The following is a 13,050-nucleotide window of genomic DNA, read 5'->3' on the forward strand; positions in this document are numbered from 1 at the left end:
ATACTAACTAGAGCTTTCCAACGGACCCATAAACAGCTTGGAGCGTGAGCGGGTAATGCGATTGTTACCGTTGCTGCTGTCGGGCGCGCTGCTCTCCGGTGTTGTGATCGGATCGGCGGCGGCTGCGAATCAAGCGGCTAAACCATTTCATTTGACAAGGAGGGCTCCCATGAATCAAGTACCGAAGCGGAGCGACGTTCCTGCGGATCACCGTTGGAACCTGGAAGACCTTTTTCCGAACCAGCAAGCCTGGGACCAAGAGCATCAAGAAGTGAAAAACGCGCTGCAGGAAATCGGCCGTTTTCACGGCAAGCTGAACGACCCGGCGGCCATCAAGCAGTGCTTCGAGCTGGAGGATAAAATCTCCCTACATACCGAACGTCTGTATGTCTACGCCAACATGAAGCATCACGAGGACATGGCGGACCCTACATATCAGGCCTTATCCGATAAATCGAAAAGATTAAGCGTCGAAGCCGGTGAAGCGACCTCGTTCATTTCCCCGGAAATTTTGAGCTTGTCGGACGATCAACTGCAGAAGCTGGTGAACGATCCCCAGCTCGCCTTTTACAAAAGGACGCTCGAAGAGCTGATCCGCGAGAAGCAGCACGTACTCAGCAAAGCGGAGGAGGCGCTGCTGGCCCAAGTCGGCAACCTGTCGCAAGCGCCGAGCACGATTTACGGCATGATCAACAACGCGGATATCAAGTTCCCGAAGGTGAAAAACGAAAAAGGCGAAGAAGTCGAGCTCACGCACGGCCGCTACATCCAATTCCTTGAAAGCCGCAACCGCGACGTCCGCAAGCAAGCTTTCGAAGCGATGTATGCCACCTATGCCAAGCAAAAGAACACGATCGCCTCGACGCTTGCCGCCAATGTGACGAAAAATATTTTTTATTCCAAGATTCGCAAGTACCCTTCCACGCTGGAAATGTCGCTGTTCGGGGACAACATCAAGAAGGAAGTGTACACGAACCTGATCGACACGATTCACGAGTCGCTGCCGCTCATGCACCGCTACATGGAGCTGCGCCGCAAGCTGATGAAGGTCGATAAGCTGCATATGTACGACCTGTTCGCTCCGCTGGTCGAAGAATACGACCTGGAGATTAACTACGAGGAAGCGAAGAAAACGGTCAAGGAAAGCTTGAAGCCGCTCGGCGAGGAGTATTTGAAGACCCTGCAAGATGGCTTCGAAGGCGGCTGGATCGACATCTACGAGAATGAAGGCAAGCGCAACGGTGCCTACAGCTGGGGAGCATTCGGCACCCATCCGTACGTGCTTCTGAATCACAAGGACAACCTGAACAGCATGTTCACGCTGACGCATGAGATGGGCCACGCGCTCCACTCCTACTTGTCGGACGCGAATCAGCCTTACCGCTACGCGCAGTATACGATTTTCCTCGCGGAAGTCGCATCCACGCTGAACGAAGCGCTGCTGATGGATTACCTGCTGAAGAAGTCGACGGACAAGAAAGAAAAAATGTACCTGCTCACCTACTACATGGACCAGTTCCGGACGACGGTATTCCGGCAAACCATGTTCGCCGAGTTCGAGAAAATCATTCACGAAAAAGCGGAGCAGGGCGAAACGCTTACCCCGCAGCTGCTGAGCCAAATCTACTATGATCTGAACGTGCAGTATTACGGCAAGGATATGGCGGTAGATCAGGACATCGAGATGGAATGGGCGCGCATCCCTCATTTCTACAACAGCTTTTACGTGTACAAATACGCCACCGGCTTCTCGGCAGCCACCAGCTTCGCGAAGCAGATTTTGGACGAGGGCCAGCCAGCCGTCGACCGCTATCTCGGCTTCTTGAAAAGCGGGAGCAGCGACTACTCCATCAATATTTTGAGAAAGGCTGGCGTGGATATGTCGACGCCGGAACCGATCAAACAGGCGATGAGCGTATTCAAAGAGCTTCTGGAGCAAATGGAAGCGCTGGCGAAGTAAGCCGCCGACGCAGGCCGAGTCCGGTATTGCCCGGCTCGGCCTTTTTGCCCTTCATGCAGCAGTCAAAAGGAGACGATTTCGATGAGAGCCCAATGGATGTTGATTAGCACGTTGCTTTTTGCCCTTATTACCGCGGTATTCGCCGTTATTAATGTGGAGCCCGTCCGCGTCAATTTTTTGTTCACCCAGGCTGACATCCCGCTCATTCTGGTCATTCTGGGATCTACCCTGCTCGGCGGCTTGATCGCCTTCCTGATCGGCTTGTTCCGTCAGATCAAGCTGCAGCGTACGATCAAGCAGCTTGAGAAACGGCTGAACGAGGCGCCCTCCGAGCAAGCTCTTGCCGTTACCGAAGACGCGGACAGTCGGTCGTTCCTTGCAGCGGATACGGACTTGGAACATACGGAAGACGGAAAGAACTCAAACAAATAATAGATTAAGCCGATCGTTTTTTTGAAATAGTCAAGAAATAGTAAAATTTATACGAAATCTGCCATAACCTTTCCATCCTCATTGATCAAAAACTCCACTTTCATTAATATAGTAAGTGCGAGTTTATGGAACGATTTTCCTAGTTACTAGGACGTAATCCATGCAGGAAGGATGCCGGCAGCATGGTTGATCAATGGACGGGCGCAGAGCCAACACAATTATATTTCAGCGCGTTTAGGCAATCCGCGAACGGCATGGCTTTCTTCTCGGAAGAAGGCCTATTTCTTCGCGTCAATCCTGCATTCGGTAGGCAAATCGGCTATCCCGAAGAGGCGTTGAACGACATGCCTTGGGAACCTGTTGTTCATCCCGACGATCGAAAGCAGATTCATAGAATGTTAGAGGATGCGGCCAACGGGACGTTCGGATCTCATCCTTTCGAAGCAAGACTTATCCGCTGCGACGGCACGCTAGTTCCATGCTCCGTTACGGCGCCCGTCGTTCCCCGGCCAGAGAGATGGCCGGCTTCTCTTTTCGTCCAAATCTTGAAGAGCGATGGAGAGAGCCGATTTGCGGCGCCGGCGCCGGGGCGGGAAACGACACGTGAGACGGACGGAGCAGGCAGCGATTCCCTCTATCGGACTCTCGTAGAGCAAAGCACGGATGTTGTGTCGATGCATGATTTGTCCGGCCGTATTTTGTACATCTCCCCTTCCTGCCGAGTTCTGCTTGGGTACGAGCCGGAGGAATTGATCGGAACTATCGCCTATGATTTGTTTCATCCCGAGGATTTGACGAAAATCCCCGGAATTACGTCCCCTGTGGAGACGGCGCCGGAGCTCCCTTTGTTCTCGTACCGGATTCGCACGAAAAGCGGCAGCTACGTCTGGTTCGAAACAAGCGGACGGTTGATTGAGAATGAACGCAATCCGGAAAACGGACAAACGGTAATCAGCATCTCCCGGGACATCTCTTCACGCAAGCAAACGGAACAGCAGCTGATGAAAACCAATGAGCTGCTGCAAAAAATTTCTTCGATTGACGCGCTGACCGGGCTCGCCAACCGGCGGTTTTTTGATGAACGGTTTGCCAAGGAATGGCGGCATGCCATGCGCTTCACCACGCCGCTTTCCGTTATTCTGCTCGATATCGACTATTTCAAGCGGTATAACGACACCTACGGACATCAAGACGGCGATGCCTGTCTCCAATATGTAGCCGAAGCGATGCGACGCGCGGCCAAGCGCCCGGGCGACATGATTGCAAGATACGGCGGCGAGGAATTCGTGATCGTGCTGCCCGTTACGGACAGCCAAGGCGCGCTTTACGTGGCCGAGCGAATGCGCTCGGAGGTGGAAGGGCTGCGCATCCCTCATCGCGGCTCCGCCGTCTCTTCCTTTGTCACTGCGAGTCTGGGAGTTGCCACGATGATTCCCGTCCGCAACGTCTCGCCGCGGGAGCTGATTATCCGCGCGGACAAGGCGCTCTATCGGGCCAAGCAGGAAGGGCGGAATCAGGCTATAGCTTATTGCGACGAATAAATCGGCACACCGCTCTTTTTCTTTTTGGAAAAGAGCGGTTTTTGATGAAACAATTTCTTCGAGGGGCGCGTCAGTAGGGGTGAACAAGAAGATATTTCAATAAGGGTACAAAGAGGGTACGAAACATCAAAGGAGGAAAAGCAAGTGCAGAAAAGAACACTCTTTGCAGGCATGTTGGCATTAACGCTCCTTACTTCCGTCTCCCCGGCGCCGTTATCCGTAGCGGCGGACATGGGGCAGGCCATCGCACTGACGCTAAACGGACAGCCCGTGAGCTTGTCCGTGCAGCCCCGTTTGATCGGAAGCACGCTGATGGTACCGCTCCGCGAGCTGTCGGATGCGCTCGGTGTGAAGGTGCAGTGGGACGAAGCCGAACGCTCGGCCACGGCAACCAAAGCGGATCGCTCGATCAAGCTCCGGGTGGATAGCAAGGAAGCTTTCCGCGGAAGCGAAGCCGTCACGTTGGACGAAGCGCCTACGCTCGATAATGGGAATATTTTGGTACCGCTGCGCTTTTTCAGCGAGTCGTTCGATTTTAACGTTTATTGGGACGGTCCGAACAAGCGCGTAACGATTGCCGATGCGGACAAAAGCTTGCCGACCGTCGGTTCGCGGGAACGGATGGAAGCGCTGCTTAAGGAATCCGCCTCCGTTCACGGCAACGGACGTGGCATGGTCTTATTGGGCGATAATGCGGTCGCGGTCACCGAGAAATCATCCGCTGCCGCACCGCAAGCCGCAGGCAGTGCCGCCAAGCAGGCTTCCGATGCAGCGCCTCCCGTCTACTCCGGCACGAACGTGCAAGTGCAGGGTGTCGATGAAGCCGACGTCATCAAGACGGACGGCACTTACATCTATCAGGTCAATCGCGACCGTGTTCTCGTGACGAAAGCTTCTCCGGCCGAAAGCATGAGTGTCGTCAGCACGGTCTACTGGGCGGACCCGAATTTTTATCCGCAGGAGCTGTACGTCGATAACAACTATCTCGTCGTTGTCGGCAACACATCCTATCCGACGTACGAGAAGCCGGGACCGGTTCCTTATGACGCCAGCCCTGCGGCTTCCGTCGAGCCAAACATCGGAACGGCCAAAAAGATGGTCGTATGGCCGGGACGCCCGACCCGCTCGACCACGAAGACGATCGTCTACGAGCTTGGCGACCGGACCCAGCTGAAGCAAGTCCGTGAGGCCGAGCTGGAGGGGCATTACGTCTCTTCGCGCAAAATCGGCGACTCGCTGTACGTCGTAACGAACAAGTCGATGAATTATTTTTGGATCATGCGCCAAGAGGCGGATTCCGCCGCGAAACAAGCGAACGAATCGCTGCCGGCCTACCGGGATTCTGCTGCCGGAGACCAATTTATTACGATCGGCTACGAGGATATCCGCTACTTCCCGAAAGCCGTCGAGCCGAACTATTTGCTGATCGGCGGCCTCAAGCTCAGCAAGCCCGATCAAAAAATGCAGGTGACGAGCTATCTCGGCTCCGGTCAAAACGTCTACGCTTCTCCCGACAACCTGTATGTCACCGTGAGCGAGTACGAGCCGCCGAAAGAGAATGAGCAGACGGCGCAGGCGGACGGCAAAACCACCTTCATCCCCGCGCCGCTTAACATGACAAGCGCTATTTATAAATTCGGCATGGATAACGGAACGGTCCGGTATGTCGGACGCGGCAAGGTGCCGGGACATGCGCTGAACCAATTTTCGATGGATGAGCACAACGGCTATTTCCGCATCGCCACCACAAGCGGCGATATATGGCGGAACGATGAGAATACGTCGAAAAATAACGTGTATGTGCTGAACGAATCGTTAAACGTCGTCGGTAAGCTGGAAGGACTGGCCTCGGGCGAGCGCATCTATTCCGTACGCTATGCCGGAAACCGCGCCTATATGGTGACGTTCAAAAATACCGATCCGCTGTTCGTCTTGGATCTGAGCAACCCTCAAGCGCCGGCCATGCTCGGCAAGCTGAAAATTCCGGGCTACAGCGACTATCTGCATCCGTACGACGAGAACCATCTGATCGGCTTCGGTAAGGAAGCTGTGGAGGTGGCCAACAAGAAAGGCGACGGCTCGGACACGGTCGCTTTCTACCAAGGCATGAAGCTCGCCCTGTTCGATGTATCCGATGTGGCAAATCCGAAGGAGCTGTTCAAGGAAACGATCGGCGACCGGGGGACCGAATCGCCGCTGCTATACAATCATAAAGCGCTGCTGTTTTCCAAAGAGAAGCAGCTGCTGGCCTTCCCGGTCACGGTTGCGGAAGTGAAAGATAAGACCGGCGCCAACACGCAGGAAAACGCATCGAAATACGGGGATTTCACCTTCCAAGGCGCTTATGTTTACGGGCTGGATCTGCAAAAAGGCTTTCAGCTTCGCGGCAAGATTACGCACTTAACGGGAGACGATATGAACAAGGCGGGCCAGCACTGGTACGGCAGCGAACGCAATATCGAGCGCCTGCTGTATATCGGCGATACGCTGTATTCGTCCTCGCCCGATATGCTGAAAGCGAACAATTTGAATACGCTGCGCGAAGTCGGTTCACTGCAGCTTCCGGCTTGGAAGCCGCGCAATCCGTAACGGTTGGCTTTTTGTCCTCCATGGGGTACAATGTCCGAAGTGACATTTATCCGCTTGGAGGACTGCTTAAGCCATGGTAACTACCGTTATCGTCATCAGCATTATCGTCGCTTTGCTTATCTCGGGCATCACGATGTATGTAACGAAGCTTGCTTATTCCCGCAAGGAAGAGGATTGAACCGCTATTACAGTCACAGCGAGAGTAGGAGAGCTACGGCGCCGCCAAACGCCGAGCTTAAAGCGTTAACCGTGTCGTTGGTCATGAACGCCAGCCCCCGGATTCGAACCGCCGCTGCATCGCAGTGGCGGTTTTTTTCGATTTCTTTCCCGCAGACGCGGCAGCGGTACATGACCTGAACCACCGCCCCGAGCCACGAGTCGGCCAACGACCCAGCGAGGCCTCCAACCAGCCCAAGGATGCACAGGCCGATCGCCGACCGGACGGAGAAGGCCCACGCAGAGGCGTCCCCTGCCTGCTCCGGCTGCAGCGCCGCCAATGCCCAAGCGACGGCTCCGATAAACAAGCCGCCGGCCGCGGATGCGGCAAGTCCGAGCGGCGATACGCCGCCGGAAGTGCCGGGCGGCACCGGACGGCCGCTGACGATGGAGCGCGGAGCCGTCCGGCTGAGGCCGCCGATCTCCGTCGCCCACGTGTCCGCAGTCACCGTTGCCATCACGCCGATGAAAGCGGCCCACCAGGCCGGATGCGGCACGAATGCGGCTCCCAGACAAAGAGCGAGCCCCAGGCCGCCGTTGGCAAGCACCTGGCCGGCATCCCTCCGACCGGATTTGGCGTAGCCGCGCTCGGCTGCCGCCTTCTGCTTGCTCTTCCACTTCGACAGCAGCGAGGACGAGATAAAGAACGCAATCAGCGTCCCGAACCAAGCCAAGCTTCCTGCCGCATACATCAGCGTTCCAAGCAGGACCGCAGCGGCGAACCCCGATCCGGACAGCGAGCGTTTCCTGTACGCCGCTCCGGCAATCAGAACGCTTCCTGCCAATCCGATGATCCAATGCTGCAATTCATCCGAGCCCCCTTCCAATCCCTATGAATACAATCGTAAAAAGCCGGATGCGGCAGATCGATGTCCGATCCGGGACCCGCTACTTCCCGATCCTTGCCGTAAATGCGCCGAAAGCCTGCTCTCCCCAGAACAGTTCGAAGCGGTCTCCGTCATTCACCGCCCCAACGCCCGCAGGCGTGCCCGTGTAAATAATATCCCCTTCGCCCAAGCCGTAATGTGCGGCGATATAATCCACGATCACCTGTAGATCAAAAATCATGTCGTTCAGGTTCCCCCGCTGTACTTCCTGACCGTTCCGGTTCAAGGAATACTCCACTTGCTTGACTTGCCCGAAGCCAGGAAACGGACGAAACCCGGTCAGCGCGGCCGAGCCTTTAAACCCTTTAGCCGGAAGCCAGGGATGGCCTTTCTTTTTCAACGCGGATTGCACGTCCCGCAAAGTAAAATCGATGCCCAGCGCCAACTGGTCCACCAACTCGTCCACGGTGAACCCTTTCTTATACGCTTGTCCGATGCGGAGCACCAGTTCGGCTTCGTAATGCACCTCGCCCCGTCCGCCGGGCAGCTCGATTTCTCCGCCGTCAATCGCCGCCAGCGCATGGGTCGGCTTCGTAAAAATCATCGGCTCCTCCGGAATATCGTTGCCGAGCTCCGCCGCATGCAGTCCGTAATTACGTCCTACGCAATAAATGTTGCGAATCGATTCGTTCATCTTCGGATCGTTCCTTTTCCGTTAAAATTAAGACTCCGCCTTCATTATAAGCCTAGCTTGGGGGATTCTCAACGCTTGCGCATCGCAAAAACGCCCGCCTCCCCGACGACAACCGTCGAAAGCGAAGCGGACGTTGATTTGAACTATTGGTCAGCCGGACGTTTTCCGGTCTTCCTCCGTCTTGCGGGTTTCGCCGGAGGATTTTGAAGATTCGTTTGTTTTCTTGGAATCGGTCGATTTCTTCGGATCTTCGGCAGATTTCTTGGTGCTTTCCGACGTTTTTTTACCGCCCTCGGACGATTTGGCGTCGTCGGTCGTTTTCTTGCCCTCGGTATTCTTGCCGGTTCCCTGCGTCTTGCCCGATTCTCCTGTCTTTCCGGTCTGCGTTTTATCCGCATCCGTCTTCTTGCCCGTTTCCGTTGTCTTCCCGGACTCGGACTTCTTGCCCTGCTCGGCCTTCTTCGGATCGGCGGCTTTGCCCGAATCGGCAGGCTTTTTCGTCCCGTCCGCAGGCGGTTTGACGGCTGTTTTGGACGTTCCTTCGACGATGCCCGTCTCCTTCTTCACAGGCGGCTTCTCTTCTGACTCGGACGGAATCGTGCGGGTCTCCCCAAGCGTGATCCGCCCTTCCTTGTCGATCTGCGCATTGACGGACAAATTCGACAGCTTCTCGAGAAGCTTATCCCGGGCCTCGTCGACCATCGGGACCGGCTGGGCCCACTTGGTCAAGATCGGCACCATGCTCAAGTCGCAGCTTCGTTCCTTGGTGCAGGAGGCTTCCAAAATCATGCTTTCCCAAGTATTCGGATTATCATTGGTAGTAAATATAAAATTGCCCATACTGTAGGCGATCCATTTGCCCTTGTACTGCTCGAAGCCTTGAACGACATGCGGGTGGCTGGCGACGACAAGATCTGCGCCCTGATCGATATACTGCCTTGCCAGATCCGTCTGCGACTTGACCGGATACGCCTTCCGCTCTTCTCCCCAATGGGCGATGACGACAACCAGATCCGCCTCGGCTCTCGCCTTGCCGATGGCTTCAAACGCCAGCTTCGTGCTGTAGGTTTCCGCCATCCCCGGCTTCGATTTGCCGGCGTACCAGCTCGTATCGGGAATGACCCGGCTGAAGCCGAGGAAAGCGATTTTGATGCCTTTTTGCTCCATAATCACGTAGCTGTACGCTTCGTCCGAATTTCGGCCCGCGCCTACGTGCTTGATGTCCTGGGCATCCAAATAATCCAGCGTATCAAGCAGTCCTTCCACGCCATAGTCCATGCTATGGTTGTTGGCCAGATTGACCAGATCGAAGCCCGCGCGCTTCAATTCGGGCAGCGCCTGCGGCGACGACCGGTACACGTATTCTTTTTCCTGAGCATCGCCTCTTGTCGTGATCGGCGTTTCCAGATTCGCCACGGTAATATCCGCCTTCTCCAAGTACGGCTTGACATGTTTATACGGATAATCGTAGCCGTTCTTTTGGAGCAGGTCATCTACTTTGCTGCCGAACATGACATCGCCCACGAACGTGAGCTTGACTTTCGGGGACTGCTCCTGAGGCGCCGTTGCCGTACCGCTATCCGCTGCCGGCGGCTTCTCTGAAGTGACGCCCGGATTCGTCGTCGCAGGCGGCTTGGACATCGTTTCGATCTTCGGAGGCAATGCCAGCCCGCCCCCTTTGTCCCCTTCCTGCGGAGGGTCCAGCTTTTGAATCAAATATGCGAAGGCGCCAACCGTGATGAGGCTTAACAAGCCAATTTTTATCCAGAGCGTTCTATTCTGCTTCTGCTCCTTCTCCTGTTCATGCTTTTGCTTACGCGATTGCTCCGTATCAACCGGTTCCGTTTGAATCTTAACCTACCCCTATCCTATCCCGCTGCGAATCAGCGCATATGTTCTCTTTTCCCATTATAGCAAATCGTCCGTCTGTGGTCATGGGGCACAATTACCTAAAAAAACTGATTGCCAAGCCCCCCTTATTCTGGTAATATGGATTTTCTCTCGACTTTTTAGGCAACCCACCTCAATCCGCCTCATCCCTCGCCGAACCCGGCGAACCGGGCTTTGCTGCCGTTACCAGCCAAGCTCCAATCCAAGCTTACGGAGGTGTCTATGCTTTTCCCTGTCTTAATGAAGAAAGCGTTCGCACGCAATCTGCAGTACCGCTTGTCCCATGCGGTCAATACGGTCGCCAGCATCGTGTTCGGGCTGATCTACGTCTCGATCTGGCAGGGCATCGGACAGCAGGACGGCATGCACGGCTACAGCCTGCAAACGGTCATCCATTACGTCGCATTGAATCAAGCAACGCTGTGGGTCACGTTGTTCGTGACCAACGGGCTTGGGATCGAGCGCTCCGTACGTACCGGACAGATTGCAACCGACTTGATGCGTCCGGTTCACCTGTTTTACCAGTTGATGTGCCGCGAATGGGGACAAATCGGTTACCAATTGCTCTACAAAACGATCCCCATCTACCTGATTTACATATGGATGCTCTCGCTTCCGGTTCCGCACAGTATCGGCACCTGGCTTGCTTTCGCCACGGCGCTTGCGCTGGCCGCCTTTATGAACATTTGCGTGAATTACCTCATCGGCGTAACGGCCCTCTGGACTACCGAATCGAATTGGCTATTTTGGGTTCACAATTCCATCTCAAGCGTGCTTTCCGGCTTTCTCATTCCGATCGAATGGCTGCCGCAGTGGCTTCAGCGTATCGCTTACTTGACGCCTTATCCGTACATGCAGTACATTCCAAGCAAAATTTATTTAGGTCTCGCTTCCCCGTCCGAAATGTACGGCGGCCTTTTGTGGTGCGTTCTGTTCACTGCGCTTTGCCTTGCCGCAACCGCTGTAGTAAGGAATAAAGTGGAGGTGCAGGGCGGATGAGCACGGTGCGCATGTTTTTGCTGCTGGTCAAAGCAAGCGTCCGCAGCCGGATGCAGTACAAATTCAATTTCTGGCTATCCACCGTGCTCGCGGCTCTTGTCAGTGTGATGGACTTTTTGCTGCTTTCCGTGATTTTATGGAAATTCGACTCGATTCAAGGCTGGAGCTTGTACGAAATCGGCTATTTATACGCCACCATCCTGCTCTCCAAAGCGCTCTACCGCAGCTTCGCCAACGACGTGCATCATTTGGAAAAATATTTGGTCTCCGGCGATTTGGACCAGCTGCTTGTCCGGCCAATTCCCGTCTTGCTGGCGCTGATGTCGCAAAATTTCCGCCTGATGCTCGGCGAATGGGTGCAGGGCGGCATCATCCTGACACTCTGCTTAGGACAATTGATAAGCTCGGGACAGGTGACCGCAGCCGCCATTCCGCTCACCCTAGTCGTTCTAGTGACGGGCGCGGCGCTACTGTTCGCCATCGGACTCGGCACCGCAACGTTCGGCTTCTGGACGACGCGGGTCAGCGAACTGCAAAATTTGACCGAAGATGCCGCAAACAAAGCCGTGCAGTATCCGATGGAGCTGTATCCCGGATGGCTGCGGATCTTACTGCTTACCTTGATTCCCGTCGGGATGACAAACTACATGCCGGCGCTGTATATCGTGAAGGGCCAGTTCGGCTGGTGGCTGCTGCCAGCCGTCATGGCTTTTGCCATCGTCTTTCTGTGGCTCATGCTGCGGTTTTGGCGGTTCGGCCTGAGCCGCTACCAGAGCAGCGGAAGTTGATTTCGCTAAAGTTTCCATAACTTCCAGATCTGAAAGGAGCGAATGAACCGATGATTGAGGTTAAGCATTTACATAAAACCTTTCGCATTCCCGCCCCGCATTTAAGCCGGTGGGAACGAATCAAAGCGGCCGTGACCGGAGGCGGGGCGGAAAAAACGGCGGTCCGCGATATCAGCTTCACGGTCGGTCCGGGCGAGTTCGTCGGCTATATCGGTCCGAACGGCGCCGGAAAATCGACGACGATCAAAATGCTGACCGGCATTCTGCACCCGACCTCGGGTGAGGTGAGGATCGATGGCATGAGCCCGCACAAGGACCGCCGCCGGGTCGTTTCCCGGCTCGGTGTCGTCTTCGGCCAGCGCAGCCAGCTGTGGTGGGACTTGCCGGTGCGCGATTCGTTCGATATTTTATGCGCCATGTACCGCATCGACCGGCAGCGGCAGCAGCGGACGCTGGCGGAGCTGGACGGCCTGCTCGGCCTCGGCGAATTCGCCGATACGCCGGTCCGCAAGCTGTCGCTCGGCCAGCGGATGCGGGCCGACCTTGCCGCGGCACTGCTGCACGAGCCGGACATCCTGTTCCTCGACGAGCCGACCATCGGACTGGACGTCATCGCCAAGCGAAACATTCGCGGGCTGCTCTCCAAAGTAAACCGGGAGCTTGGCAAAACGGTGCTGCTGACGACTCACGATATGGACGACATCGAGCAGCTTTGCGACCGCGTCATGGTGATCAATCACGGGTCGCTGGCGTACGACGGAACGATCGGCGAGCTGCGGGAGCGTATCGGACTGCCGACGATTCTGCGCGTATCGTTTGAAGCCGCGGTTTCTCTGGACAATGCCACGGAGCCGGAGCTGGGCTTCACCGTCGCGGAAGCGAACGGCTGTGAGCTGACCGTCCATTTCAACCGGCAGGAACTGCCCGCCTTGGAGGTGCTACGCCGGCTGGAGCGATACGGAACGGCCCAGGACGTTCATATGGAGGAGCCGGATTTCGAAGAGATCATTCATAAGGTGTACTAAGACGCCGACAATGCTGCGAAAAATAAGAGCCTTCGGAGAATGCCGTTCTTCGAAGGTTCTTTGCATGTGCTATAATGGAAGAATCCGCC

The 13,050-nt window shown here is 55.6% G+C and carries 10 protein-coding genes; 7 read left to right on the forward strand and 3 right to left on the reverse strand.

What is annotated here, in order from left to right:
- Positions 1-169: 169 nt before the first annotated feature.
- The 4 genes from pepF (at position 170) to PEL01S_RS00330 (ending at position 6,522) form a co-directional block, all read left to right on the forward strand.
- Positions 170-1,960 (forward strand): oligoendopeptidase F, encoded by a 1,791-nt coding sequence (gene pepF, locus PEL01S_RS00315; protein WP_108530003.1) that lies wholly within the window; start codon positions 170-172, stop codon positions 1,958-1,960.
- Positions 1,961-2,041: 81 nt separating this feature from the next.
- On the forward strand, positions 2,042-2,392 hold the full coding sequence (locus PEL01S_RS00320) for a LapA family protein (RefSeq protein ID WP_108530002.1): 351 nt from the start codon (positions 2,042-2,044) through the stop codon (positions 2,390-2,392).
- Positions 2,393-2,574: 182 nt separating this feature from the next.
- Positions 2,575-3,933, forward strand: a complete 1,359-nt coding sequence (locus PEL01S_RS00325) for a GGDEF domain-containing protein (protein ID WP_127458841.1) — start codon at positions 2,575-2,577, stop codon at positions 3,931-3,933.
- 144 nt (positions 3,934-4,077) lie between these two features.
- Positions 4,078-6,522 (forward strand): beta-propeller domain-containing protein, encoded by a 2,445-nt coding sequence (locus PEL01S_RS00330; protein WP_063179727.1) that lies wholly within the window; start codon positions 4,078-4,080, stop codon positions 6,520-6,522.
- Positions 6,523-6,713: 191 nt separating this feature from the next.
- On the opposite strand, the gene PEL01S_RS00335 is transcribed toward PEL01S_RS00330, so the two are convergent.
- From PEL01S_RS00335 to PEL01S_RS00345, 3 genes are all read right to left on the reverse strand, one after another.
- Positions 6,714-7,544, reverse strand: a complete 831-nt coding sequence (locus PEL01S_RS00335; protein WP_127458842.1) for a DUF92 domain-containing protein — start codon at positions 7,542-7,544, stop codon at positions 6,714-6,716.
- Positions 7,545-7,626: 82 nt separating this feature from the next.
- Entirely contained in the window at positions 7,627-8,259 is a 633-nt protein-coding gene (locus tag PEL01S_RS00340) for a fumarylacetoacetate hydrolase family protein (protein ID WP_127458843.1), read from the reverse strand.
- 150 nt (positions 8,260-8,409) lie between these two features.
- A complete protein-coding gene (locus PEL01S_RS00345) occupies positions 8,410-10,011 on the reverse strand; it encodes a CapA family protein (protein WP_239551292.1) in 1,602 nt (533 codons plus the stop codon).
- Between the two features lie 360 nt (positions 10,012-10,371).
- Here PEL01S_RS00345 and PEL01S_RS00350 point away from each other — a divergent pair, with 360 nt between their 5' ends.
- The 3 genes from PEL01S_RS00350 to PEL01S_RS00360 are packed head-to-tail and all read left to right on the forward strand — an operon-like array spanning position 10,372 to position 12,961.
- Positions 10,372-11,148, forward strand: a complete 777-nt coding sequence (locus PEL01S_RS00350) for an ABC transporter permease (RefSeq protein WP_063179733.1) — start codon at positions 10,372-10,374, stop codon at positions 11,146-11,148.
- Positions 11,145-11,936, forward strand: a complete 792-nt coding sequence (locus PEL01S_RS00355) for an ABC transporter permease (protein ID WP_127458844.1) — start codon at positions 11,145-11,147, stop codon at positions 11,934-11,936. The genes PEL01S_RS00350 and PEL01S_RS00355 overlap by 4 nt, the downstream gene beginning before the upstream one ends.
- Before the next feature lie 50 nt (positions 11,937-11,986).
- Positions 11,987-12,961, forward strand: a complete 975-nt coding sequence (locus tag PEL01S_RS00360) for an ABC transporter ATP-binding protein (RefSeq protein ID WP_127458845.1) — start codon at positions 11,987-11,989, stop codon at positions 12,959-12,961.
- The last annotated feature ends 89 nt before the right edge of the window (positions 12,962-13,050 follow it).

This window comes from Paenibacillus elgii NBRC 100335, assembly GCF_004000865.1.
Classification (GTDB): domain Bacteria; phylum Bacillota; class Bacilli; order Paenibacillales; family NBRC-103111; genus Paenibacillus_G; species Paenibacillus_G elgii.